Source organism: Nocardioides sp. B-3 (assembly GCF_024703895.1).
Lineage (GTDB): Bacteria > Actinomycetota > Actinomycetes > Propionibacteriales > Nocardioidaceae > Nocardioides.
Window position 1 is genome coordinate 3,776,679 of the sequence record NZ_CP087968.1, and the last position, 26,034, is coordinate 3,802,712.

General features: G+C 67.4%; 14 protein-coding genes, 3 rRNA genes and 9 pseudogenes. 24 read left to right on the top strand and 2 right to left on the bottom strand.

The window, feature by feature from the left end; all coding sequences use genetic code 11:
- The first annotated feature begins 40 nt into the window (after positions 1–40).
- The 15 genes and pseudogenes from argC to LP418_RS25115 all read left to right on the top strand — a co-directional run bounded on the left by argC (position 41) and on the right by LP418_RS25115 (position 16,114).
- A pseudogene (gene argC / locus LP418_RS25040) lies at positions 41–1,076 on the top strand (N-acetyl-gamma-glutamyl-phosphate reductase).
- Positions 1,073–1,546: a hypothetical protein gene (locus LP418_RS25045; RefSeq protein ID WP_257954105.1), complete on the top strand. Its 474-nt coding sequence runs from the start codon at positions 1,073–1,075 to the stop codon at positions 1,544–1,546. The pseudogene argC and the gene LP418_RS25045 overlap by 4 nt, the downstream one beginning before the upstream one ends.
- A pseudogene (gene argJ, locus LP418_RS25050) lies at positions 1,543–2,695 on the top strand (bifunctional glutamate N-acetyltransferase/amino-acid acetyltransferase ArgJ). Before LP418_RS25045 ends, argJ begins: the two are co-directional and overlap by 4 nt.
- An 89-nt stretch (positions 2,696–2,784) precedes the next feature.
- Positions 2,785–3,414: pseudogene (gene argB / locus LP418_RS34575) on the top strand (acetylglutamate kinase); the annotation flags it as partial.
- A gap of 181 nt (positions 3,415–3,595) precedes the next feature.
- Positions 3,596–4,768, top strand: a pseudogene (locus tag LP418_RS34580) (acetylornithine transaminase).
- 50 nt (positions 4,769–4,818) lie between these two features.
- Positions 4,819–4,923, top strand: a pseudogene (locus LP418_RS25070) (ornithine carbamoyltransferase); the annotation flags it as partial.
- 110 nt (positions 4,924–5,033) lie between these two features.
- Complete coding sequence (locus tag LP418_RS25075) at positions 5,034–5,693, top strand: ornithine carbamoyltransferase (RefSeq protein WP_257954108.1); 660 nt, start codon at positions 5,034–5,036, stop codon at positions 5,691–5,693.
- A complete protein-coding gene (locus LP418_RS25080; RefSeq protein ID WP_257954109.1) occupies positions 5,690–6,220 on the top strand; it encodes an arginine repressor in 531 nt (176 codons plus the stop codon). Before LP418_RS25075 ends, LP418_RS25080 begins: the two co-directional genes overlap by 4 nt.
- Positions 6,221–7,644, top strand: a pseudogene (gene argG, locus LP418_RS25085) (argininosuccinate synthase); the annotation flags it as partial.
- A 9-nt stretch (positions 7,645–7,653) separates the two neighbouring features.
- Positions 7,654–9,079 (top strand): annotated as a pseudogene (argH, locus tag LP418_RS25090) (argininosuccinate lyase).
- Positions 9,063–9,731, top strand: coding sequence for a DNA-3-methyladenine glycosylase (locus LP418_RS25095; protein WP_336275812.1), 669 nt, complete (start codon positions 9,063–9,065; stop codon positions 9,729–9,731). Before argH ends, LP418_RS25095 begins: the two are co-directional and overlap by 17 nt.
- A gap of 419 nt (positions 9,732–10,150) precedes the next feature.
- Positions 10,151–11,667 (top strand): 16S ribosomal RNA (locus tag LP418_RS25100).
- A gap of 446 nt (positions 11,668–12,113) precedes the next feature.
- Positions 12,114–15,238: ribosomal RNA gene (locus tag LP418_RS25105) — 23S ribosomal RNA — on the top strand.
- 224 nt (positions 15,239–15,462) lie between these two features.
- Positions 15,463–15,579: ribosomal RNA gene (rrf, locus tag LP418_RS25110) — 5S ribosomal RNA — on the top strand.
- The 16S, 23S and 5S rRNA genes sit together here, the layout of an rRNA operon.
- Positions 15,580–15,802: 223 nt before the next feature.
- Positions 15,803–16,114, top strand: a complete 312-nt coding sequence (locus LP418_RS25115) for a single-stranded DNA-binding protein (RefSeq protein ID WP_257954110.1) — start codon at positions 15,803–15,805, stop codon at positions 16,112–16,114.
- Here LP418_RS25115 and LP418_RS25120 read toward each other — a convergent pair.
- Both LP418_RS25120 and LP418_RS25125 read right to left on the bottom strand, forming a co-directional pair.
- Positions 16,074–16,253 (bottom strand): hypothetical protein, encoded by a 180-nt coding sequence (locus tag LP418_RS25120; RefSeq protein ID WP_257954111.1) that lies wholly within the window; start codon positions 16,251–16,253, stop codon positions 16,074–16,076. The two genes, LP418_RS25115 and LP418_RS25120, sit on opposite strands and share 41 nt — an antisense overlap.
- A complete protein-coding gene (locus tag LP418_RS25125; protein ID WP_257954112.1) occupies positions 16,250–17,164 on the bottom strand; it encodes a DUF1015 domain-containing protein in 915 nt (304 codons plus the stop codon). The genes LP418_RS25120 and LP418_RS25125 overlap by 4 nt, the downstream gene beginning before the upstream one ends.
- 92 nt (positions 17,165–17,256) lie before the next feature.
- On the opposite strand from LP418_RS25125, the gene LP418_RS25130 reads away from it, so the two are divergent.
- From LP418_RS25130 to LP418_RS25165, 9 genes and pseudogenes are all read left to right on the top strand, one after another.
- Positions 17,257–18,276 carry an HAD-IIA family hydrolase gene (locus tag LP418_RS25130; protein ID WP_257954113.1) on the top strand — a complete coding sequence of 340 codons (1,020 nt, stop codon included), beginning with the start codon at positions 17,257–17,259 and terminating at the stop codon, positions 18,274–18,276.
- Positions 18,277–18,286: 10 nt separating this feature from the next.
- Positions 18,287–18,517 carry a hypothetical protein gene (locus LP418_RS25135; protein ID WP_257954114.1) on the top strand — a complete coding sequence of 77 codons (231 nt, stop codon included), beginning with the start codon at positions 18,287–18,289 and terminating at the stop codon, positions 18,515–18,517.
- Between the two features lie 2 nt (positions 18,518–18,519).
- Positions 18,520–19,359: a TlyA family RNA methyltransferase gene (locus LP418_RS25140; protein WP_257954115.1), complete on the top strand. Its 840-nt coding sequence runs from the start codon at positions 18,520–18,522 to the stop codon at positions 19,357–19,359.
- Positions 19,356–20,357: an NAD kinase gene (locus LP418_RS25145; RefSeq protein ID WP_336275813.1), complete on the top strand. Its 1,002-nt coding sequence runs from the start codon at positions 19,356–19,358 to the stop codon at positions 20,355–20,357. Before LP418_RS25140 ends, LP418_RS25145 begins: the two co-directional genes overlap by 4 nt.
- Entirely contained in the window at positions 20,321–21,916 is a 1,596-nt protein-coding gene (recN, locus tag LP418_RS25150; RefSeq protein ID WP_336275814.1) for a DNA repair protein RecN, read from the top strand. Before LP418_RS25145 ends, recN begins: the two co-directional genes overlap by 37 nt.
- The gene (locus LP418_RS31560) at positions 21,894–22,037 is read left to right on the top strand and encodes a hypothetical protein (protein ID WP_336275815.1); all 144 of its coding nucleotides are present in this window, start codon (positions 21,894–21,896) and stop codon (positions 22,035–22,037) included. Before recN ends, LP418_RS31560 begins: the two co-directional genes overlap by 23 nt.
- A 110-nt stretch (positions 22,038–22,147) precedes the next feature.
- Positions 22,148–23,332 (top strand): putative cytokinetic ring protein SteA, encoded by a 1,185-nt coding sequence (gene steA, locus LP418_RS25155; RefSeq protein ID WP_257957184.1) that lies wholly within the window; start codon positions 22,148–22,150, stop codon positions 23,330–23,332.
- A pseudogene (locus LP418_RS25160) lies at positions 23,229–24,258 on the top strand (copper transporter). The gene steA and the pseudogene LP418_RS25160 overlap by 104 nt, the downstream one beginning before the upstream one ends.
- 6 nt (positions 24,259–24,264) lie before the next feature.
- A pseudogene (locus tag LP418_RS25165) lies at positions 24,265–25,961 on the top strand (CTP synthase).
- Positions 25,962–26,034: the final 73 nt, after the last annotated feature.

Genomic DNA, 26,034 nt, shown 5'->3' on the forward strand with positions numbered 1-26,034 from the left:
AACCCTAGTAGCGGATGAACATACGGAGTGATGTATAGTCATGCACATGAAGTTCACGGTGGCAGTCGCGGGGGCGAGCGGGTATGCCGGTGGTGAGGTCCTGCGCCTCCTGCTCGGCCACCCGAACGCATCGATCGGAACGCTGACCGCGGGCAGCAACGCGGGGGAGCGGCTCGGCAGCCTGCAGCCGCACCTCCTGCCGTTGGCCGATCGCGTCCTCGAGCCCACCACCGTCGAGACCCTGTCCGGTCACGACGTCGTCTTCCTCGGGCTCCCGCACGGCCAGTCGGCCGAGATCGCGGAGGCCCCGGGGCGACGAGACGGTGGTGATCGACTGCGGTGCCGACTTCCGCCTCACCGACGCGGCCCAGTGGGAGAAGTTCTACGGCGGGCAGCACGCCGGCTCGTGGCCCTATGGCCTCCCCGAGCTCGCCGACCAGCGAGCCGCCCTGAAGAACGCCGGGCGCATCGCCGTGCCCGGGTGCTACCCCACCGTCTCCACCCTCGCCATCGCCCCCGCCCCGGAGGCGGGGCTGGTCCAGCCCGACATCACCGTCGTCGCGGCGAGCGGACTGAGCGGCGCCGGCAAGTCCCTCAAGCCGCACCTGCTCGGCAGCGAGTCGATGGGCAACGCCAGCGCCTACGGCGTCGGCGGCGTGCACCGCCACACCCCGGAGATCACGCAGAACCTCGGCCTCGTCCACGACGGCGAGGTCAAGGTCAGCTTCACCCCGATGCTGGTTCCCATGTCGCGCGGCATCCCGGCGACGGTCTCCGCGCCACTCGCCGGCGACGTGACGGAGCAGGACGCGAGGCGGGCCTACGCTGCGGCGTACAGCGAGGAAGCCTTCATCCACCTCCTGCCTGCCGGCCAGTGGCCGCAGACCAAGGCGGTGGTCGGTTCCAACGCCGTGCACGTCCAGATTGCCGTCGACGAGACGGCCGGTCGCCTCGTGGCGGTCGCCGCCATCGACAACCTCACCAAGGGCACCGCCGGTGCCGCCGTGCAGTGCATGAACCTCGCCCTCGGCCTCGATGAGACCACCGGCCTTTCCACGATCGGACTCGCACCATGACTGAGCAGACCACCCCCGAGACCAGCGGTCCCACCCTGACGCTGCTCCAGTTCCCCGAGAAGCTCGCGATCGTGCGGCTCGGCCCCGGCGCGGAGATGCCCAAGTGGGCGGAGAGCGCGAGCCTCTTCTCGATGACTGCCACGGCCACCGAGACGAGCGTCATCTGCGCGACCCGGACGATCCCGACCAAGACGCCGCACATCGGCCCCCTGACCGCCTTCCGGTGCAGGGAACGCTCGACCCCGACGCCGTGGGCATCCCGGCGAGCCTGCTCGTCCCGCTCGCCGAGGCGGGAGGTCCCGGTCTACACGCTGTCCACCTTCGACACCGACTGGATCATGGTCCGGCTCGTCGACGGGGAGAAGGCGACCGAGGCATGGCGACGACGAGGTCACACCGTGATCGCCGCCGTCCCCGCCAAGCCCACCGGGGCGCCTCGTTCCCAAGGAAAGACGAAGACCAAGAAATGACCACCACCCACCCCGCAGGATTCACCGCCGCCGGCGTCGCCGCCGGCCTCAAGTCCACCGGCGCCAAGGACCTCGCCCTCGTCGTCAACCACGGCCCCACGTTCGATTCCGCCACGGTGTTCACGGCCAACCGCTGCAAGGCAAACCCGGTGCTGTGGAGCCGGGGAGGTCGTCAAGGACGGCATCGTCAAGGCCGTCGTCCTCAACTCCGGCGGCGCCAACTGCTACACCGGCGCCGACGGCTTCCAGACCACCCATGCCGTCGCCGAGAAGGTCGCCGAGCTCGTCGGCATCGGCGCCATCGACGTCGTCGTCTGCTCGACCGGCCTGATCGGCCTCGCCAACAGCCGCGAGGACCTGCTGGCGGGCGTCCAGAGTGCGTACGCCGAGCTGTCGGCCGACGGAGGGACCTCGGCCGCCGAGGCGATCATGACCACCGACTCCGTCTCCAAGCAGGTCGTCGTCGAAGGGGCGGGCTGGTCCATCGGAGGTATGGCGAAGGGCGCGGGCATGCTCGCTCCGGCGCTGGCCACCATGCTGGTCGTGATCACCACCGACGCAGTCGTGCCGGCCGACGTGCTGGACGCCGCACTGCGCGCGTCGACCCGGGTCAGCTTCGACCGCCTCGACTCCGACGGCTGCATGTCGACCAACGACACCGTGACCGTCATGGCCAGCGGGGCCAGCGGCATCACCCCCACGCCCGAGGACTTCACGGCGGCACTGACCCGGGCCTGCACCGACCTCGCGATGCAGCTGCTCAAGGACGCCGAGGGCGCCGACCACGAGATCGCGATCACGACCCTCAACGCGGCCTCCGAGGACGACGCCGTCGAGGTCGGTCGCAGCGTGGCTCGCAGCAATCTCTTCAAGGCCGCCGTCTTCGGCAACGACCCCAACTGGGGCCGGGTGCTGGCCAGCGTCGGGACCACGCAGGCGGCCTTCGACCCGGCCGACCTCGACGTCGCGTTGAACGGCGTCTGGGTGTGCCGCAGCTCGACCCCGGCCGACGACCCGTCCGGCATCGACCTGACCGGTCGCGAGGTCACGGTGACCATCGACCTCAAGGCCGGCGACGCCCGCGCGACGGTGTGGACCAACGACCTCACCCACGCCTACGTCCACGAGAACAGCGCGTACAGCTCATGAAGACAGATGCGAAGACCCTGGCCGCGGCGCTGCCGTGGCTGAAGCAGTACCACGGCAAGACGATCGTGGTGAAGTACGGCGGCAACGCCATGACCAACGACGTGCTCAAGCAGGCGTTCGCCGAGGACATCGCGTTCCTCCGCTTCGCCGGCTTCAAGCCCGTGGTCGTCCACGGCGGCGGCCCGCAGATCTCGGCCATGCTCAAGCGCCTCGACATCACCTCGGAGTTCCGCGGCGGCCTGCGGGTCACCACGCCCGAGGCGATGGACGTCGTACGCATGGTGCTGGTCGGGCAGGTGCAGCGCGAGCTCGTCGGCCTGATCAACCAGCACGGTCCGCTCGCGGTCGGGCTCTCCGGTGAGGACGCCGGCCTGTTCACCGCCACCGCCACCAACACCATCGTGGACGGCGAGGAGGTCGACCTCGGCCTCGTCGGCGAGGTCGCCCACGTCCGCCCGGAGGCGGTGCTCGACCTCGTCGAGGCTGGCCGGATCCCGGTGATCTCCAGCGTCGCGCCCGACATCCACGGCACCGTCCACAACGTCAACGCCGACACGGCGGCCGCCGCCCCGGCGATCGCGCTCGGCGCCGAGAAGCTGCTCGTGCTCACCGACGTCGAGGGGCTCTACCGCGACTACGGCAACTCCGACGACGTGATCCAGGAGATCGGCCCCGAGGCGCTCGGCGAGATGCTGTCGTCGCTGGACGCCGGCATGGTCCCCAAGATGACGGCGTGTCACCGAGCCGTCACCAACGGGGTGCCGCGCGCGACCGTCGTCGACGGACGCGAGCCCCACGCCGTACTCCTCGAGATCTTCACCGACGAGGGCGTCGGCACCCAGTGCTGCCCGGCGTCGCGACCAAGCTCCGCAAGGCGCTCTCGGCGCAGGGAGGCACCTCATGAGCTGGCAGGACCGTTACGAATCCGCGCTGATGAACACCTTCGGCACGCCCAAGCTGCTGCTCACCCGCGGCGAGGGCGCACACGTCTGGGACGCGGACGGACGCGAATACGTCGACTTCCTCGGCGGCATCGCAGGTCAACTCCCTCGGCCACGCCCACCCGGCGATGGTCGAGGCGGTGACCACGCAGCTCCAGACGCTCGGGCACGTGTCCAACTTCTTCGCCTCCGAGCCGCAGCTCGCCCCTCGCCGAGCGCCTGCTCGCACTGCTCGGCACCGAGGGGCGCGTCTTCTTCTCCAACTCCGGCACCGAGGCCAACGAAGCGGCGTTCAAGCTCACCCGCCGCACCGGCCGCACCCACATCGTGGCCACTGAGGGCGCCTTCCACGGCCGGACGATGGGCGCGCTCGCGCTCACCTCCAAGGCCGCCTACCGCTCACCCTTCGAGCCGCTGCCCGGCACCGTCACCTTCGTCCCGTACGGCGACGCATCGGCCCTCGCCGCAGCGGTGACCGACGAGACGGCCGCCGTGGTCCTCGAACCCATCCGGGGCGAGGCGGGTGTGCGCGTGCCGCCGGCCGGCTACCTCGCGGCCGCCCGGCAGGCGTGTGACGACCACGGCGCGCTGCTCTGGCTCGACGAGGTCCAGACCGGCATCGGCCGCACAGGCGTGTGGTTCGCCCACCAGCTCCCGAGCGGGCAGGGCGTGACGCCCGACATCGTCACCCCGGCCAAGGGCCTCGGCGGCGGCATGCCCATCGGCGCGACGATCGGCCTCGGCGAGGTTGGCGCGCTCCCCGGAGCCGGGCAACCACGGCACCACCTTCGGCGGCAACCCGGTCGCGTGTGCGGCCGCGCTCGCCGTCCTCGACACCATCGAGAAGGACCACCTCCTCGACCACGTCAACGCCCTCGGCAAGACACTGCGCGACGGGCTGCCGGACCCCCGGGTCGTCGAGATCCGCGGTGAGGGCCTCATGATCGGCCTCGACCTGACCGTCGATGCCCCGAGCGTCGTCACTGCGGCGATGGCGAGCGGCTTCATCCTCAACGCCACCGGCCCGAGCACGATCCGGCTCGTCCCGCCGCTCGTGCTGACCGACGCCGACGCCCACAGCCTGATCGACGCCCGGGCGGCGATCCTCGGCGCGAGCGAGGTGTCCGCGTGACCCGCCACCTCCCGGCCGACGACGACCTGACCCCGGCCGAGCAGGCCGAGGTGCTCGCCCTCGCCGCCGCGATGAAGAAGGACCCCTACGGCCCCAAGCCGTTGGCCGGCCCGAAGACCGTGGCGCTGGTCTTCGACCGCCCGACGCTGCGCACACAGGTCTCCTTCACCGCTGGGATCGCCGAGCTGGGCGGCAACCCCATGACGGTCGACGGCGGCCCGGCCGCCATGGGTTCCTGCGCGAGTCCGTGGAGGACGTCGCACGCGTGCTGGGTCGACAGTCCTCCGCGATCGTGTGGCGCACGGCCCACCGGGCCGACTCGGCGACGATGGCGTCCTATGCGCGAGTCCCGGTCGTCAACGCCCTCACCGACGACTTCCACCCGTGCCAGTTGCTGGCCGACCTGCAGACCGTCCAGGAGCGACTCGGCTCCCCGGCCGGGGTGCGTGTCGCGTTCGTCGGCGACGGTGCCTGCAACATGGGCAACTCCCCGGGTGCTCGCCGGCGCCACCGCCGGACTGCACGTCACCGTGGCCGCACCAGCCGGTTTCCGAGCCGGCCGCCGACGTGGTCCGAGCGAGCACGGGTGATCGCCAAGGACACCGGCGGCAGCGTTGTCATCGGCACCGACCCCGTCGCCGCGGTCACCGACGCGCAGGTCGTCGTCACCGACACGTGGGTCTCGATGGGTCGCGAGGAGGAGGCCGTCGAGCGGCTCGAGCTGTTTGCGCCGTACGGCGTGACGAGCGACCTGCTGGCGCACGCCGTGCCCGAGGCCATCGTGCTGCACTGCCTGCCCGCCTACCGCGGCAAGGAGATCAGCGCCGAGGTGATCGACGGGCCGCAGAGCGCCGTCTGGGACGAGGCCGAGAACCGCCGCCACGCGCAGAAGGCGATCCTTGCGTGGCTGTTGGAGCACTCATGAGCAGCTCCGCCGTCAGCCCGATGACCAAGAACGCCCGCCACCAGCGGATCATCGACCTCGTGACCAACCACGCGGTCCGGTCCCAGACCGAGCTGGCCGAGCTGCTCGCCCAGCACGACGTCCACGTCACCCGGGCGACTCTCAGCCGCGACCTCGTCGAGCTCGACGCGGTCAAGGTCCGCAGCAAGGCCGGACCGCTGGTCTATGCCGTGCCTGCCGAGGGCGGCGACCGCGGTCCCGCCAGCACCCGTGAGGCCGCCGGTGCCACCGAGCGACTTGCGCGCCTGTGCGCCGAGCTGCTCGTGAGCGCGGACGCCAGCGCCAACCTCGTCGTCCTGCGTACGCCGCCGGGCGCGGCCCAGTTCCCGGCCAGCGCCTTCGACCGTGCCGATCTGGGCGACGTGCTCGGCACCATCGCCGGGGACGACACCGTGCTCGTCATCGGCCGTGATCCACTCGGCGGCGACGCACTCGCGCGCCGCTTCCTCGAACTCGCGAACCACCACACTGCAAAGGATGACCAGTAAGTGAGCAAGGTCCTCACCTCCCTTCCCGTCGGCGAGCGCGTCGGCATCGCCTTCTCCGGTGGCCTCGACACCTCCGTAGCCGTCGCCCGGATGCGCGAGAAGGGCGCCGTCCCGTGCACCTACACCGCCGACATCGGGCAGGCCGACGAGCCGGACATCTCCGGCGTCCCCGGTCGCGCCAAGCAGTACGGCGCCGAGATCGCCCGCGCCATCGACTGCCGTGCCTCCCCGGTGGAGGAGGGCCCCGGCCGCGATGGCCTGCGGCGCCTTCCACATCCGCTCCGGTGGCCGCACCTACTTCAACACCACGCCGCTGGGTCGTGCCGTCACCGGCATGATGCTCGTGCGGGCGATGCACGAGGACGGCGTCGACATCTGGGGCGACGGCTCGACCTTCAAGGGCAACGACATCGAGCGGTTCTACCGCTACGGCCTCCTCGCCAACCCCGAGCTGCGCATCTACAAGCCGTGGCTCGACGCCGACTTCGTGCACGAGCTGGGCGGCCGCACCGAGATGAGCCAGTGGCTCACCGAGCGCGACCTGCCCTACCGTGACAGCAAGGAGAAGGCCTACTCCACGGACGCCAACATCTGGGGCGCCACCCACGAAGCGAAGACCCTCGAGCACTCGGATGTGTCCCTCGAGACCGTCGAGCCGATCATGGGGGTGAAGTTCTGGGATCCCTCCGTCGCGATCGAGACCGAGGACGTCACGATCCGCTTCGACCGGGGGTCGCCCCGTCGCGATCAACGGTGCGAGCTTCCCCGACGCAGTGCAGCTGGTGCTCAAGGCCAACGAGATCGGTGGTCGCCACGGGCTCGGCATGTCCGACCAGATCGAGAACCGGATCATCGAGGCCAAGTCCCGCGGCATCTACGAGGCACCCGGTATGGCGTTGCTGTGGATCGCCTACGAGCGTCTGCTCAACGCCGTGCACAACGAGGACACGATCGCCAACTACCACTACGAGGGCCGCCGGCTCGGTCGGCTGCTCTACGAGGGGCGGTGGCTCGACCCGCAGGCGCTGATGATGCGTGAGGCGATCCAGCGCTGGGTCGCCTCTCTGGTGACGGGCGAGGTGACGCTGCGGCTGCGTCGAGGCGAGGACTACACGGTGCTGGTCACCGACGGGCCGGCGTTCTCCTACCACCCCGACAAGCTCTCGATGGAGCGCACCGACAACGCCGTCTTCGGTCCCACCGACCGGATCGGCCAGCTCACCATGCGCAACCTCGACATCGCCGACTCGCGCGCCAAGCTCGAGCTCTACGCCAGCCAGCCGCAGGACCGGGGCCACGTGCTCGTGGAGAACGGCAACCTCTTCGGCGAGATCGAGCCCGGGGGAGCGGAGCGCATCGCGCGCGCCAATGGCGGCGACGAGCTCGACGACGAGGCGCTCGACAGCGCGGCGATGGAAGTCGGGGACGGACTGATGGGCGACGTCAGCGCGACCAACGAGGGCAAGCTGTGGGGTGGTCGTTTCGAGGGCGGGCCATCGCCGGAGCTGGAGGCACTCTCGCGCTCGACCCACTTCGACTGGCGGCTCGCGCTGTACGACATCGCCGGTTCGCACGCCCACGCGAAGGCGCTCGGGGCGGCGGGGTTGTTGACGGCCGACGAGGAGAACGAGCTGCACCGCGGGCTCGACGTGCTCACCGAGGCGTACACGTCCGGGCGACTGCGACCGTCCGCGTCCGACGAGGACGTGCATGGTGCACTCGAACGGCTCCTGATCGAGGAGGTCGGTCCGGAGGTCGGCGGCAAGCTGCGGGCGGGCCGGTCGCGCAACGACCAGATCGCCACGCTGTTCCGCTGCTACCTGCTCGACCACGGACGCGTCCTGGCGAGCCCGGTGCTCGACCCGGTGGACGCGCTCGCCACCCGGGCGAACACCCACCACGGTGCGATCATGCCGGGTCGCACTCACCTGCAGCACGCGCAGCCGGTGCTCCTCTCGCACCACCTGCTGGCGCACGCGTGGGCATTGCTGCGTGACGTCGACCGGCTGGGCGACTGGCAGGTCCGGGTGCGGTCGGATTCGCCGTACGGATCCGGAGCGCTGGCCGGCCAGAGCCCGGGCCTCGACCCGGAGCTCGTCGCCTCCGAGCTCGGCTTCACGGGCTCGACGGCGAACTCGATCGACGGCACCGCATCGCGCGACTTCGTGTCGGAGTTCGCCTTCGTGTGTGCCCAGATCGGGATCGACATCTCCCGGCTCGCCGAAGAGATCATCCTGTGGGCCACCGGGGAGTTCGACTTCGTGACGCTCCACGACTCCCCGGTCGACCGGGTCGAGCATCATGCCGCAGAAGAAGAACCCCGACATCGCAGAGCTGGCCCGCGGCAAGTCCGGTCGCCCGGTCGGCAACCTGACCGGGTTGCTGACCACGCTGAAGGCGCTGCCGCTGGCCTACAACCGCGACCTCCGGGAGGACAAGGAGCCCGTCTTCGATTCCCCGGACACCCTCGAGGTGCTGCTGCCGGCCTTCACCGGTCAGGTCGCGACGCTCGTCTACAACACGGAGCGAATGGCCGAGCTGGCTCCGCAGGGGTTCTCGCTCGCGACCGACATCGCGGAGTGGCTGGTGCGCGAGGGCACCCCGTTCCGGATCGCCCACGAAGTGGCCGGCGCCTGCGTGCGCGCGGCCGAGGCCAAGGGCACCGACCTCGACGGGCTCACCGACGAGGAGTACGCCGCCATCTCACCCGCGCTCACCTCGCAGCTTCGTCTCGTCCTCACCGCCCGGGGCTCCGTCGAGTCACGCGACGGCCGCGGTGGCACTGCCCCCGAGCGCGTCCGTGAGCAGCTGGCCGAGCTGACCGCGGTGGCTGCCGCCTGCCGTGAGCGCCTCAGCTGAGCTGACGACCCGCTGGGCGGGGCCGGTGCTCGAGGTGGCACCGACCCTGCTGGGCTCGATCCTGCGCTGCGGCGACGTGGCCGTACGGATCACCGAGGTGGAGGCCTACGCCGGGGCCGATGACCCGGGCTCGCACTCGTACCGCGGGCAGACGCCGCGCAATGCGGCGATGTTCGGCCCGCCCGGTCGCCTCTACGTCTACTTCACCTACGGCATGCACCACTGCGCCAACGTGGTGTGCGGGGGAGAAGGCACACCGTCGGGTGTGCTGCTGCGCGCGGGCGAGGTGGTCTCCGGGATCGAGACCGCGCGGGTACGCCGCCCCGGTGCCCCCGATCGCGACCCGGCGCGCGGGCCGGCTCGGTTGTGCAAGGCCCTCGACATCGACCTGTCCGACTACGGGAACGACCCGGCCACGGGTCGCGTCAGGCTCGAGCTGGCTGACACGCCCGATCCCAGAAATATCTCCTCGGGACCTCGTGTGGGCCTTCGAGAGGCAGCAGATGCCCCCCCGGCGGTACTGGTTGACCGGCGAGCGCACGGTGTCGGTCTACCGGCCCGCCTCCCCGACGAACACCTCGAGCAAGGCTCTGACCTGCACAAACACCAAGAAGTCCACCCCGAGTTGGCACGCTCGCCACCTTGGGTCTAATGTTTCACCTGTCGCCGCAAGCGAACGCCGAACTTCGGGCCGAGAGGGCAAACAAGTTGGGTACAGCCGCGTCCGACACCGATCCACAACTCGCCAGTTTGACTGGCGCAGGCCGGACCGGTAAGTTTTTGCAGGTTGTCCCCAAGACAAGTCCGACTCAGTCGGAGGCGCTTGGGTGACTCTGATGTTTGAGAACTCAACAGTGTGTCATAGTCGACGAATTAGTTTGTTTTGCCCCGTCACCGTGACTTGTGTTTGGTCTGCCTTTTGGGTGGGTTGGGTGCATGGTTGTGGTGGTGGTTTCTTTGGTTGAAGACAATAATTTCTGACAATATTTTTTGTCAGTGTTGTGTCTTTTGTCAGGGGATGTGGCTCTCTTTTTCCTGTGCTGGCCTTTGGGTTGGTGTGGGTGTTTGTTTTCGATGGAGAGTTTGATCCCGGCTCAGGACGAACGCTGGCGGCGTGCTTAACACATGCAAGTCGAGCGGAAAGGCCACTTCGGTGGTACTCGAGCGGCGAACGGGTGAGTAACACGTGAGTAATCTGCCCTCCACTTTGGGATAGCCACCGGAAACGGTGATTAATACCGGATATGACCACGATTCGCATGGGTTGTGGTGGAAAGTTTTTCGGTGGGGGATGTGCTCGCGGCCTATCAGCTTGATGGTGGGGTAATGGCCTACCATGGCTTCGACGGGTAGCCGGCCTGAGAGGGTGACCGGCCACACTGGGACTGAGACACGGCCCAGACTCCTACGGGAGGCAGCAGTGGGGAATATTGGACAATGGGCGGAAGCCTGATCCAGCAACGCCGCGTGAGGGATGACGGCCTTCGGGTTGTAAACCTCTTTCAGCACAGACGAAGCGAAAGTGACGGTATGTGCAGAAGAAGCACCGGCCAACTACGTGCCAGCAGCCGCGGTAATACGTAGGGTGCGAGCGTTGTCCGGAATTATTGGGCGTAAAGGGCTCGTAGGCGGTTTGTCGCGTCAGGAGTGAAAACACACAGCTTAACTGTGTGCTGGCTTCCGATACGGGCAGACTAGAGGTATGCAGGGGAGAACGGAATTCCCGGTGTAGCGGTGAAATGCGCAGATATCAGGAGGAACACCGGTGGCGAAGGCGGTTCTCTGGGCATTACCTGACGCTGAGGAGCGAAAGTGTGGGGAGCGAACAGGATTAGATACCCCTGGTAGTCCACACCGTAAACGTTGGGCGCTAGGTGTGGGGCCTATTCCATGGGTTCCGTGCCGCAGCTAACGCATTAAGCGCCCTGCCCGGGGAGTACGGCCGCAAGGCTAAAACTCAAAGGAATTGACGGGGGCCCGCACAAGCGGCGGAGCATGCGGATTAATTCGATGCAACGCGAAGAACCTTACACTGGTTTGACATACACCGGAAAGCCTCAGAGATGAGGCCCCTTTTGTCGGTGTACAGGTGGTGCATGGCTGTCGTCAGCTCGTGTCGTGAGATGTTGGGTTAAGTCCCGCAACGAGCGCAACCCTCGTTCTATGTTGCCAGCACGTAATGGTGGGGACTCATAGGAGACTGCCGGGGTCAACTCGGAGGAAGGTGGGGATGACGTCAAGTCATCATGCCCCTTATGTCCGGGGCTTCACGCATGCTACAATGGCCGGTACAAAGGGCTGCGATCCCGTAAGGGGGAGCGAATCCCAAAAAGCCGGTCTCAGTTCGGATTGGGGTCTGCAACTCGACCCCATGAAGTCGGAGTCGCTAGTAATCGCAGATCAGCAACGCTGCGGTGAATACGTTCCCGGGCCTTGTACACACCGCCCGTCACGTCACGAAAGTCGGCAACACCCGAAGCCGGTGGCCCAACCCGTAAGGGAGGGAGCTGTCGAAGGTGGGGCTGGCGATTGGGACGAAGTCGTAACAAGGTAGCCGTACCGGAAGGTGCGGCTGGATCACCTCCTTTCTAAGGAGCACACACCCCGCACACTGGCATCCGTCCGGGTGGCACTGGTGGTGTTCACTAGTGGAATCGTCGATGATGCTTGACCCCTGTGGGGCTGGCGCTTAGTACTACTCGCAACTTGTTGTGGGTGTGGAACGGGGTTGGTTCTGGTGGGGGAGGGTTGGCACACTGTTGGGTCCTGAAGCATCAGGGCCGAGTTGCACCATGTACTGGCTTTTGTTGGTGGGTGGGGTTGCTCGGGGTTGTTGTTTTTGGATTGCTCTCCTTTGTCTGCTGGTCTGCGTATGCGGGTTGGTGGGGGTTGGTGGGGTTGTTGTTTGAGATCTGCATAGTGGACGCGAGCATTAATTAATGCTTTGTAGTGTAAGTTTTGCAAGACATGCGCCCTCATTGATTGTGGTGGGTGTGTGGTGTTTTCTTTGTAGTGATTTGTTTTGACGTTGTTGAGACAAGCTATGAAGGGCACATGGTGGATGCCTTGGCATCAAGAGCCGATGAAGGACGTAGGAGCCTGCGATAAGCCCCCGGGGAGTTGGCAACCGAGCTGTGATCCGGGGGTGTCCGAATGGGGAAACCCAGCTGGAGTCATGTCCAGTTACCCACATCTGAACACATAGGGTGTGTGGAGGGAACGTGGGGAAGTGAAACATCTCAGTACCCACAGGAAGAGAAAACAAAAGTGATTCCGAGAGTAGTGGCGAGCGAAATCGGAAGAGGCCAAACCATGGTTGTGTGATACCCGGCAGGGGTTGCAGTCATGGGGTTGTGGGGTTGCTCGACACGGTCTGCCGGCTGTGTGCAGAGTAAGAAACTCAGATACGAAGTCGAAGTCCATTGGAAAGTGGTGCCGTAGCGGGTGATAGCCCCGTAGACGTATGTTCTGAGCTCTGGAGCAGTACCCCAAGTAACACGGAACCCCTGAAATTCCGTGTGAATCTGGCGGGACCACCCGTTAAGCCTAAATACTCCTTGATGACCGATAGCGGACAAGTACCGTGAGGGAAAGGTGAAAAGTACCCCCGGCGGGGAGTGAAATAGTACCTGAAACCGTGTGCCTACAATCCGTCGGAGCGAGTCCTTGTGGCTTGTGACGGCGTGCCTTTTGAAGAATGAGCCTGCGAGTTTGCGGTGTGTTGCGAGGTTAACCCGTGTGGGGTAGCCTGTAAGGAAAGCGAGTCCGAATAGGGCGTTTCAGTAGCGCGCTCAAGACCCGAAGCGAAGTGATCTATCCATGGGCAGGTTGAAGCGTCGGTAAGACGACGTGGAGGACCGAACCCACTTAGGTTGAAAACTGAGGGGATGACCTGTGGATAGGGGTGAAAGGCCAATCAAACTTCGTGATAGCTGGTTCTCCCCGAAATGCATTTAGGTGCAGCGTTGTGTGTTTCTTGCCGGAGGTAGAGCACTGGATAGCCGATGGGCCCGACCAGGTTACTGACGTTAGCCAAACTCCGAATGCCGGTAAGTGAGAGCGCAGCAGTGAGACAGTGGGGGATAAGCTCCATTGTCGAGAGGGAAACAGCCCAGACCATCAGCTAAGGCCCCTAAGCGGTGACTAAGTGGAAAAGGATGTGGAGTCGCAGTGACAACCGGGAGGTTGGCTTGGAAGCAGCCACCCTTGAAAGAGTGCGTAATAGCTCACTGGTCAAGTGATTCCGCGCCGACAATGTAGCGGGGCTCAAGTCATCCGCCGAAGCTATGGCATTCAGCGAATACATCAGCATCGACTTGATCGGTGTTCAGTGCGCTGGATGGGTAGGGGAGCGTCGTGTGGGCAGTGAAGCGCCGGAGTGATCCGTGTGGAGCCCACACGAGTGAGAATGCAGGCATGAGTAGCGAATGAAGAGCGAGAAACTCTTCCGCCGAATGATCAAGGGTTCCGGGGTCAAGCTAATCTGCCCCGGGTAAGTCGGGACCTAAGGCGAGGCCGACAGGCGTAGTCGATGGACAACGGGTTGATATTCCCGTACCGGCAAAGTAGCGCCCATGACGAACCCGGTGATGCTAACCATCCGAAACCCAGATGATCGGACCCTTCGGGGGCGAGACGTCTGGGCGGAGCGTGGGACCCGAACTGGTAGTAGTCAAGCGATGGGGTGACGCAGGAAGGTAGCCCAGCCGTGGCGATGGTAGTCCACGGGTAAGCATGTAGGACGGGGTCCGGTGTAAATCCGGGCCGCTCACTTTGATGTGGAGTCTGAGATGTGACACGGAGCCGTATGGTGAAGTGGGTGATCCTATGCTGTCGAGAAAAACCTCTAGCGAGCTATGCGCCGCCCGTACCCCAAACCGACTCAGGTGATCAGGTAGAGAATACTAAGGCGATCGAGATAACCATGGTTAAGGAACTCGGCAAAATGCCCCCTGTAACTTCGGGAGAAGGGGGCCCGGATCGTGAACCCACTTGCTGGGGGAGCGTGAACGGCCGCAGAGACCAGCCCAAGCGACTGTTTACTAAAAACACAGGTCCGTGCGAAGTTGTAAGACGATGTATACGGACTGACTCCTGCCCGGTGCTGGAAGGTTAAGAGGACCTGTTAGACGCAAGTCGAAGCGGAGAATTTAAGCCCCAGTAAACGGCGGTGGTAACTATAACCATCCTAAGGTAGCGAAATTCCTTGTCGGGTAAGTTCCGACCTGCACGAATGGAGTAACGACTTGGGCGCTGTCTCAACCATGGACTCAGCGAAATTGCACTACGAGTAAAGATGCTCGTTACGCGCGGCAGGACGGAAAGACCCCGGGACCTTTACTATAGTTTGGTATTGGTGTTTGGTACTGCTTGTGTAGGATAGGTGGGAGACTGTGAAGCGCAGACGCCAGTTTGTGTGGAGTCATCGTTGAAATACCACTCTAGTAGTATTAGATGTCTAACCTAGGTCCGTAATCCGGATCAGGGACAGTGCCTGATGGGTAGTTTAACTGGGGCGGTTGCCTCCTAAAAAGTAACGGAGGCGCTCAAAGGTTCCCTCAGCCTCGGTTGGCAATCAGGTGTTGAGTGTAAGTGCACAAGGGAGCTTGACTGTGAGACAGACATGTCGAGCAGGGACGAAAGTCGGAACTAGTGATCCGGCGCCAGCAGGTGGAAGCGGCGTCGCTCAACGGATAAAAGGTACCCCGGGGATAACAGGCTGATCTTCCCCAAGAGTCCATATCGACGGGATGGTTTGGCACCTCGATGTCGGCTCGTCGCATCCCGGGGCTGGAGTAGGTCCCAAGGGTTGGGCTGTTCGCCCATTAAAGCGGCACGCGAGCTGGGTTTAGAACGTCGTGAGACAGTTCGGTCCCTATCCGCCGCGCGCAGGAAACTTGAGAAAGGCTGTCCCTAGTACGAGAGGACCGGGATGGACGAACCTCTGGTGTGCCAGTTGTTCCGCCGGGAGCACGGCTGGTTGGCTACGTTCGGAAGTGATAACCGCTGAATGCATCTAAGCGGGAAGCACGTTTCAAGATGAGGTTTCCCACCGGGTTAACTGGGTAAGGCCCCCCACAGAACATGGGGTTGATAGGCCGGAGGTGTACAGCAGTAATGCCCAGCCGACCGGTACTAATAGGCCGAGGGCTTGTCCCAACACCGTACAAAACCAATCACCACACCGGTTACGGTAGAGAACACGACAAGACCAGCGCTACAAACGCACGAATGAGTGCCCGCGTCCACATGCAGTTCCCAACCAACACACCCATCGGGTCGTGAGCGGTTGCAGGACACACAACTGAACAGATGCATCATCAAGCTTGGAACATGCCCCGACCAACATCCGTGTTGGGTTTGGGTGTGTGTTCCGCCAGAGTTACGGCGGCCATAGCGAAAGGGAAACACCCGGTCCCATACCGAACCCGGAAGTTAAGCCTTTCAGCGCCGATGGTACTGCAGCCGAGAGGCTGTGGGAGAGTAGGACGCCGCCGGACAACAATTGAAGAAGAGGGGCCACCTTTGGGTGGCCCCTCTTCTGCATTTCCGAAGGCTCTTGTTTGGTAGGTGGGTCGCAAAGTGTCCACAATGCCCCTCTGCGGGCTCCTGTCCACAGGGCCCGAAGCTGCACTCGCCTCATTGTCGGAGCCGGCGGGGAAATCTGCTACCCGGAGGTGATGTGCAATGTCTGCACAGACGGAAGTGGAAACAGTGAACAGCGTGCGCCTGATCGGCCGCGTCAGTGGTGAAGCGGCCGAGAAGACGCTGCCCAGCGGCACCGTCATCTCTGCCTTCCGGGTCGTGACGGACCGGCCCCCGGGACATGACTCCGGCCAGCTTGTGGACACGCTCGAGTGCACGGCCCGGACGGCTCGTGTCAGGAGGTCGACGCGGTCGTGGCGCAAGGGCGACCCGGTCGAGGTCGAGGGCGCCGTACGCCGCAACTTCTTCGCCACCGCGGCCGGCAAGGCGTCCCGCGTGGACATTGAGGTCAGATCGGCGCGGATGATTCGTCGCGCACCGAGCGCATGAGGACGCCCGTGCTCGGCTTCGGCTGGAACGACGTGGCCTTCTCCGGGAGCAGTCCACCGTGGTTGACCGGGTCCCGCACCGCGGCGAAGTCAGGCGCCGGCAGCAGGACGGCCACCGTGCGCGGCCGGGCGCGGCTCATCGCATCCTCGGCGGTGTGGTGGAAGGCGATCGATGTCGGCTGTTCCGCCAGCGCCGGGATGAGTCCGCTCTGCAACCACTCCACGAGCTCGATGCCCGCAGCCGTGGGGGAGCGACGACGGCCCAGCGCTCGGAGTCGGTGAGGACGAGGGTGTCCGGGGCAAGGTCTGCCAGTGCTTCCCGGCGTGCTTCGGGATGCACCGTCCCCCCGGCCAGGAGAGCAGCGTCGCAGACGTCTGCGACGGAGACCCCGGTCAGGGTGCGGTGGATGGCGCCGAGGAACAGCGGTGTGTCGGTCTGGTCGACGAGCATTGCCGGGCCACGGTCCCACGCAGTTCCCGGGTGGGCCTCCTGAAGCTGCAGGTAGGCCGCGTAGCGGTGGTGGCCGTCGGCGATGAGCGCGGCGCCGTCGCGCAGCGACGTATTGATCGCGTCGATCTCAGCGGGGTCCGTGATCGCCCAGATCCGCTGCTTCTGCTCGGTACGGTCGAGGTACTCCACGTCCGGAACGCGCGCCGTGACGATCTTCAGCAGGGCACGCACGTCGGCGGGTCCTTCGTGGACCAGCAGGATCGGCGCCGGATTCATCCCCATCTCGAACATCCGGGATGCCAGCTCATCGACCCGGGCCGGGTGAATGCCCTCGTGTGGCCACACGGCCCGGTCGTCCAATCCGGATGCTCGTTGGTCGATGGCCGGGGCGCCGACGAGTCCTCGAATCGTGAGCCCTCCCGCGGTGTATTCGTGCAGGAAGAGGGCAGGTGCCTGCGACCGGGTCACCCGACCGCTGGCCTCCCACGCGAGGAGCCGGGCCGCGACCGCGCGATAGGGTCGCGCGAACGCTCGCGCGGACGCCGGATCACCGACGCGACTCGGGGCCAGCAACAGGGCCCGGAACGGTTCGAGTCTCAAGGGCTTCGCCACGTACGGAGGCGTGATCACTGCCGCGAAGTCCATCAAAGCATCGTAGGGGCCGCACCCCAGCGGCCGACGGGAGGGTGAATGTGCTGAAGGCATCCGAAGTGCCGCTGCTCGAGGGCTATGACCTCACGATGTTCGACCTCGACGGGGTCGTCTACGTCAGTGGGAGGGCGATCGACGGTGTCGCCGAACGACTCCAGCGCGTCCGCGACGCAGGCGTGCACCCGGCGTTCGTCACGAACAACGCTTCGCGCACGCCCGAGAAGGTCGCGGCCAACCCGGTGAAGCTGGGGGTCGCGGCCACGGCGGCCGATGTCGTGACCTCCGCCCGGGCGGCTGCGCGAGTGATCAAGGACCGGTTCGGCCCCGGCTCGCGTGTGTTGCTGCTCGGCGGTGCCGGTCTCGAGGCTGCCCCGGCCGCCGAAGGTCTGGAGGTCATCACGGAGTCGGGCGAGGCGGTGGCGATCGTCAGCGGCTACGGCCCCGATGTCCTGTGGAAGGACATCATGCGCGCGGCAACCCTGATCCGCGACGGACTGCCCTACGTCGCCAGCAACACCGACCTGACGATCCCGACCGACTACGGACTGGCGCCCGGCCACGGGGTGCTGGTCCGCACGCTGGCCGACTTCGCCGGAGTCGAGGCCATCGTGGCGGGCAAGCCCGCTCGGCCGCTGATGGACGAGACGATCCGCCGCGTGGGTGGAGACCGGCCGCTGATGGTGGGGGATCGGCTCGACACCGACATCGAGGGTGCACACGCCGTCGGGGTGGACTCCCTGCTCGTGATGACCGGCGTGACTCACCTCGCCGAGCTGGTGGCCGCGACCCCCGAGCTGCGCCCGAGCTACATCTCGCCGGACCCGGCAGGACTCTTCGAGGCCCACCCGGTGCCCGAGGTGGATGCCGACGGCGCCCAGCTCGGCGGCTGGCAGGCGCGCGTGGAGGGCGGTGCCCTCAAGGTGGCGGGCGAGGGCAGCGACGCTGACTGGTGGCGCGTCGTGGCCGCCGCGAGCTGGGCGGCCCCTGGACGAGACCGGGACCGTGGTCGACGCGGGAGCGTTGGAGCCACCGGTCCCCCTCGGCCGGACGAGCGAAGGTAATCTCGCGCCCATGAGTGAGTACGAGCAGGCCGACCTCGCGCCCGACGCCTCCGACGACCAAGAGGCGTCGGAGACGGTCGGTTCCGACGGTTGGGAGGCACCGTCGACAGGAGTGGGTGCCGTCGACGCCGTACTCGCATCGGTGCAGGCACTCGACGACCGGTCGGTGGCCGAGCACGTGGCCGTCTTCGAGCAGGCTCATGACCAGCTGCGCCGTGCCCTCGACCCCGGACACGGCTGAGCGTGCCGCCCCGACGTCTGCGGCTCGACGCCGAGCTCGTGCGCAGGGGACTGGCGCGCTCGCGTGAGCACGCGAGCGCGCTGATCGCGGCTGGCCGGGTCAAGGTCTCCGGCGCGGTCGCGACCAAGCCCGCCACCGGGATCACCACCGACGTGGCGATCGTGGTGCGTGAGGACCCCGATCGTGAGGAGTACGTGTCGCGCGGCGGGCACAAGCTCGCCGGCGCGTTGACAGTGTTCGCTTCCCACGGGGTGGACGTCGCCGGGAAGCGCTGCCTTGACGCCGGCGCCTCGACCGGCGGTTTCACTGACGTGCTCCTGCGCGCAGGTGCCCGGGAGGTGGTGGCCGTCGACGTCGGCTACGGCCAGCTCGCGTGGTCGTTGCAGAGCGACGACCGGGTGATCGTGCACGATCGCACCAACATCAGGGAGCTGACGCCGGAGATCATCGGCGACCCAGTCGACCCGGTGGTCGGCGACCTGTCCTTCATCTCGCTCGAGCTCGTCCTCGATGCCCTGTTGTCCGTGATGGCACCCGACGGCGAGCTGGCGCTGATGGTGAAGCCGCAGTTCGAGGTCGGCAAGGACCGTGTCGGCAAGGGCGGCGTCGTGCGGAGCCTCGACCTGCGGGCCGAAGCCGTCACCCACATCGCCGACGTGGCCGCCGCCCGCGGGTGGGGTGCGGTGGGCGTGACGCCCAGCCCGTTGCCGGGACCGTCCGGAAACGTCGAGTTCTTCCTGCTGCTGCGCCGTGGGCCGGCCGCCATCGACGGCGACGACGTGCGCGCCGAGGTGGAGCGCAGCAGCTCTCGGGGCGCGGCGGGTGAGAGGGTGGACCCGTGACCGAGACGCCGAGCGACGCCCAGCGGCGGGTGCTGTTGTTGGCCCACACCGGACGAGCGGACGCCCGTGAGGTCGCGCGTGAGTGTGCCCGGGCCCTGACCGAGCACGGCATCGCCGCACGACTGCTGGAGCCGGAGGCGAAGGATCTCGAGCTGGAGCCCACGCAGGGCTCATCGGGTGCGGGCTGGATCGAGACCGTCACTGCCGACGAGGAGCCCGGCGAGGGGTGCGAGCTCGCGCTCGTCATCGGCGGCGACGGTTCGATCCTGCGTGCGGCTGAGCTGACCCATGCGAGCGGCACGCCCTTGCTCGGCGTCAACCTCGGGCATGTCGGGTTCCCGGCCGAGGCCGAGCAGGACGACGTGGCCATCACGATCGATGCCATCGTGGCGCGGCGCTACGTCACCGAGGAGCGGTTGACCGTCGACGTGACGGTGCTGAGGGGCAAGGAGCTCGTCTACTCGACGTTCGCGCTCAACGAGGCCAGTGTCGAGAAGGCTGCCCGGGAGCGGATGCTCGAGGTGGTCGTCGAGATCGACGACCGGCCGCTGTCGCGGTGGGGCTGCGACGGTGTCGTGTGCGCGACCCCGACCGGTTCGACCGCCTACAACTTCAGCGCCGGCGGCCCGGTGGTGTGGCCCGGCGTCGAGGCGCTGCTGATGGTGCCGATCAGCGCACACGCACTCTTCGCGCGGCCGATGGTCGTGGCGCCGACGAGCGTGCTCGCCATCGAGGTGCTGGCCAACACCGAGGGGTCCGGCGTGCTGTGGTGCGACGGTCGCCGGACGGTGGACCTGCCGCCGGGAGCGCGGATCGAGGTACGCCGCGGCGCCCGCCCGGTTCGTCTCGTGCGGCTGCACCAGGCGCCGTTCACCGACCGCCCGGGTGGCGAAGTTCGACCTGCCCGTGGAGGGCTGGCGCAGTGCCTCCGAGCGCCGACGCCGCGAGGAGGCCCAGCCCGATGCTTGAGGAGATCCGCATCCGGTCGTTGGGCGTGATCGAGTCGTCGACGCTGGAGCTCGGCCCCGGCCTCACGGTGATCACCGGTGAGACGGGCGCCGGCAAGACGATGGTCGTGACCGCGCTCGGGCTGCTCCCGGGCGGGCGCGCCGATCCCGGTGCCGTGCGCACCGGAGCCAAGCACGCGCGGGTCGAGGGCGTGCTCGGTGTCGCCGACCTGCCCGATGTCGTCGTCGCCGTGGAGGACGCCGGGGGAGAGGTCGAGGACGGGCGGGTCGTGCTGGCCCGCAACGTGGCGGCCGAGGGTCGTTCACGTGCCCGGGTGGGCGGCGCTGCGGTCCCGGTGTCCGCTCTGGCGGGCGTGGCCGAGCCGCTGGTCGCCGTACACGGTCAGTCGGATCAGCACCGGTTGCTCAAGCAGAGTGCCCAACGCGATGCGCTGGACCGGTTCGGTGGGGCGGCGGTGGCCAAGGCAGCGGCGACCTACTCCGGCCTCTACTCGCGGCTCATCGACGTGGAGCGCGAGCTGCGGGCCGTCGTCCTCAGCGCGCAGGAGCGGGCCCGTGAGGCAGATCAGCTGCGGTTCGGTCTCACCGAGATCGAGAGCGTGTCACCCGAGCCCGGTGAGGACAAGGCGCTGGCCGCCGAGGAGGGCCGACTCGGGTTCGCCGACACCCTGCGCACCGCCGCCGAGCAGGCGCGCGAGGCACTCAGCAGCGATCAGGGCAGTGCGGACGCACTGGCGACGACCTCGTCGGCCCGCACTCTCCTCGAGGGCGTTCGCGAGCACGATCCGCAGGCGGGCGAGCTGGCCGACCGGTTGGCCGAGGTGACCTACCTGCTCTCCGATGTCGCAGCTGACGTCGCGTCGTACGCCGCACGGCTGGACACCGACCCCGCGCGGCTCGCCGCAGTGAGCGAGCGTCGAGCGGCACTGACGTCACTCACACGGAAGTACGGCGAGACCATCGACGAGGTCCTCACCCGGGCCGAGTCCGGATCACGCCGGCTGCTCGACCTCGACTCCACCGACGAGCAGATCGACCAGCTCAAGGGCCAACAGGCCGGCCTGCGCGAACAGCTCGACGTCGCCGCTGGCAAGCTCACCGCGGCCCGGCAGAAGGCCGCGGCCCGACTCGGCGCCACCGTGACGGCCGAGCTCACGCTGCTGGCGATGCCGCACGCCACCGTCACGGTCGACGTGCGCGCCAATGAGGTCGAGCGTCCGGAGACCCCGTCGGCCACCGAGCTCCACGTCGGCGATCGTTGGCTGCGGGCCACCAGCAGTGGCGTCGACGAGGTCGAGCTCCTGCTCGCCGCGAACACCGGGGCGGAGGCGCGGCCGCTGCACAAGGGCGCGTCGGGTGGAGAGCTCTCCCGGGTGATGCTCGCCGTCGAGGTTGCGCTGGCCGAGACGAGCCCCGTCCCGATCTTCGTCTTCGACGAGGTGGATGCCGGGGTCGGAGGCAAGGCCCGCGATCGAGGTCGGACGGAGACTGGCGACGCTCGCCCGCGACGCCCGGGTGCTGGTGGTGACCCACCTGCCCCGGGTGGCCGCCTTTGCGGACCGACACGTGGTGGTGCACAAGTCCAGTGACGGCACCGTCACCACCTCCGGTCTGACCGTTCTCGACGACGGCGAGCGCGAGCGCGAGCTCTCCGGATGCTCGCCGGTCTGGAGGAGTCCGACACGGCGCTCGCCCATGCGCGCGAACTGATGGAGACGGCCGCCCCGGCGCGGTCCCGGACCTGACCACGGGGACCCTCCACGGGTGTTCGGAGTCACGACGCGCCCACGGTCGCGGGTGCATCGTTCGCCGTACGGCGGCTGACACCATGGGCCGGTCATGAAGATCCCCGGAAGCACCCGCCAACGCCCCCCGCGCCCCCCGGTGTCCACGGCACCGCGCGCATCGATCGGCGCACGTCGCACCTCATCACCCGGCTACGTCCCGGTGACATCGCGATCGTCGACCACCGGGACATGGACCGGGCCACCGCCCAAGCGCTCGTGGACGCCGGAGTCGCGGCCGTGCTCAACGCCGCCCCGATGATCTCCGGTCGCTATCCCAACCTCGGGCCGGACGTGCTGATCCGGGCCGGGATCCCCGTCCTCGACACGTTCGGTCCCGAGATCGTCGCCCGGATCAAGGACGGCACCCGCCTTCGCATCCACGAGGGAGAGGTCTTCGACGGCCCCGACAGCGTCGCGGTCGGGCGCGTCGTCGACGCCGAGGTCGTCCGGGGCGAGCTGGAGTCGGCCCGCGTCGGCCTGACCTCCCAGCTGGAGAGCTTCACCCACAACAGCACCGAGTTCCTGCGGCGCGAGCAGGACCTGCTGCTGCACGGACGTGGTGTGCCGCGCACGGTCACCCACCCGGCCGGCAGGCCGGTCGTCGTCGTGGTCTGCGGCCACGACTGGGAAGCCGAGCTGACAGGCATCAAGGCGTTCATCCGCGAGCAGGACCCTGTGCTGATCGGCGTCGACGACGGTGCCGACGGACTACGTGGCGCCGGTTACAAGCCACACATCGTGGTGGCCAACGCGACCAACGACGAGTTGCCGTCGATCGAGGTGCTGAAGAAGGCCCGGGGACGTGATCGCGCTCGTCGAGCGCGGAGCACCGGCTGCGGTGACCGAACGCTTCGGCCGCATCGGCGTGCGCCCGCTGCGCTTCGAGACCGGAGCCACGACGGAGGACGCGGCACTCATCCTCGCGGACGCCGGGCAGGCCAGCCTCATCATCGGCGTCGGCATGCACGCGACGCTCGACGAGTTCCTCGACCGACGTCGCACCGGTCTGGCCAGCACCTACCTCACCCGGCTCAAGGTCGGACCGCGTCTGGTCGATGCGGGCGCCGTCCCGCACCTCTACGACGGCCGGGTTCGACCGCGCCACCTGCTGGCGGTGATGGTCGCGGGCATCCTCGCCCTCGCCGCCGCCATCGGCGTCACCCCGGTGGGCCGGGGAGTGGGCGGATGCCGTCACTCCGGTCGTCACCGACGCCGTGACCACTCTCATCGATCGCGCACAAGGACTCTTCTGATGATCACCTTCCGGCACTTCCTCACCAGCCTCGTCGCGGTCTTCCTCGCCCCGGCGGTCGGCATCGTCTCGGGCGGCGGACCGCTCTCCGACGTCACCGACCCCGCGCCCACACCTGCCGCCGCGACCCGGGACGGGACCGCCAGCGCTGCCGGTGCCTACGCCGAGGGCTTCGCCGGAGCCGTCGGGCCGCTGCTCACCAGCGCCAAGCTGGCCGAACGAGGGGTCGCGGTCGTGACCGTGCCCGGCGTCAACGAGGAGACGCTGACGGCCCCGGCAGAACAGGTCAGCGCGGCCGGGGGCGCGGTCACCGGCCGCTACACGCTGACCGACACGATGGTGCTGCCAGAGCAGAAGTCCCTCGTCGACACGCTGGGCTCGCAGCTGATGACGCAACAGGGCAAGGCGATCGCGGCCGACGCGACGACGTACGACCGGATCGGTCAGCTGCTCGGCGTCGCTGTCGCCACGACCACGCCCGAGGGCGACGCGCCGAGCGGCAAGGAGGCCGGCATCATCGAGAGCACTGGTCGGGGCCGGTCTGCTGGCCTTCGAGGGCACGGTGACCCGGCGGGCGCCGCTGGTGCTGCTGGTCCTCGGCGCCGAGCCGGCAGCCGAGGGCGGCGACGCCATCACCGCCGGCATAGCGACCGGCCTGTCGCGGGCCGCGGCCGGAGTCGTGGTCGCCGGCACGCTCGCCGACGGCGGCGAGGGGCAGGTCGGACGGCTCCGCGCCGAGCCGGTCTCCGCCGAGGTCGCGACCGTCGACGGCATCGACACCGCGGCAGGTCGGGTGACCACCGTGCTGGCACTTTCGCGGGCGCTGGGCACCAAGGGTGGCGCCTTCGGTGCGTCGGGTGCCGACGGACCCCGCTCCGCTGGGGTAGGCTAGAACCCCGTGAAGAACCCCACGCCGACCAAGCACGTATTCGTGACCGGAGGCGTCGCCTCCTCCCTCGGCAAGGGGCTCACCGCCTCGAGTCTGGGCAGCCTCCTGAAGTCGCGCGGTCTGCGCGTCACCATGCAGAAGCTCGATCCCTATCTCAACGTGGATCCGGGCACGATGAACCCGTTCCAGCACGGTGAGGTCTTCGTGACCGACGACGGTGCCGAGACCGACCTCGACATCGGTCACTACGAGCGCTTCCCGGACACGAACCTGAACCAGATCGCCAACGTCACGACGGGGCAGGTCTACTCCAGCGTGATCGCCAAGGAACGCCGCGGCGACTACCTCGGTGACACCGTGCAGGTCATCCCGCACATCACCAACGAGATCAAGGACCGCATCCTCGCGATGGGCGGTCCGGAGATCGACGTGGTCATCACCGAGATCGGCGGCACGGTCGGCGACATCGAGTCGTTGCCGTTCCTCGAGGCCGCGCGCCAGACCCGGCACCAGATCGGCCGCGAGAACTGCTTCTTCATCCACGTCTCCCCGGTGCCCTACATCGGTCCGTCGGGTGAGCTGAAGACCAAGCCCACCCAGCACTCGGTCGCCGCGCTGCGCTCCATCGGTATCCAGCCCGACGCGATCGTGTGCCGCGCGGACCGCGAGCTGCCCGAGAGCATCAAGCGCAAGATCGCACTCATGTGCGACGTCGACGACGAGGCCGTCGTCACCGCTGCCGACGCCCCGTCGATCTACGACATCCCCAAGGTCCTGCACCGCGAGGGCCTCGACGCCTATGTCGTACGCCGCCTCGACCTGCCGTTCCGCGATGTCGACTGGACCGTCTGGGACGACCTGCTGCGCCGGGTCCACCACCCGCAGGAGGACGTCACGGTCGCGCTGGTCGGCAAGTACATCGACCTGCCCGACGCCTACCTCTCGGTTGCCGAGGCGCTGCGGGCCGGCGGCTTCGCGCACGAGGCAAAGGTGCACATCCGCTGGATCGCCTCCGATGAGTGCGAGACCCCCCGGGGGCGCAGCCAAGCACCTCAGCGACGTGGACGCCGTCCTCGTGCCCGGTGGCTTCGGCATCCGCGGCCCGGAGGGCAAGCTGGGTGCCCTCACCTACGCGCGGACCCACGGCATCCCCACGCTCGGCCTGTGCACGGGCCTGCAGTGCATGGTCATCGAGTTCGCTCGTAACGTCGCCGGCATCGACGGCGCCGGCTCGACCGAGTTCGAGCCCGACGTGACGGCACCGGTCATCTCGACGATCGAGGAGCAGAAGCAGTTCGTCGAGGGAGCGGGGCGACCCGGGCGGCACCATGCGACTCGGCCTGCAGCCGGCCGTGCTGACCCCGGGCAGCGTCGTGGCGAAGACCTACGGTGTCGACCGGGTCGAGGAGCGCCACCGCCACCGCTACGAGTTCAACGATGCCTACCGCGCCGACCTCGAGGCGGCCGGCCCGGTGTTCTCCGGCGTCAACCCGGATCTCGGCTCGGTGGAGTTCGTGGAGCTTCCGTCGGACGTGCACCCCTACTACGTCTCGACGCAGGCGCACCCCGAGCTCAAGTCGCGCCCGACCCGGCCGCACCCGCTGTTCGCGGGCTCGGTCGGTGCCGCCATCGACCGGCAGCGCGAGCTACGGATCCCGATCGACGAGCAGGGCCTGCGGCGCGTCGACAGCGACGACGACAACTAGCGCCGAATCGGCAGGCAAGTTGCGCCGACTCGGTGCGCAACTTGCGCCGACTCGGCGTGCAACTTGTGCCGAC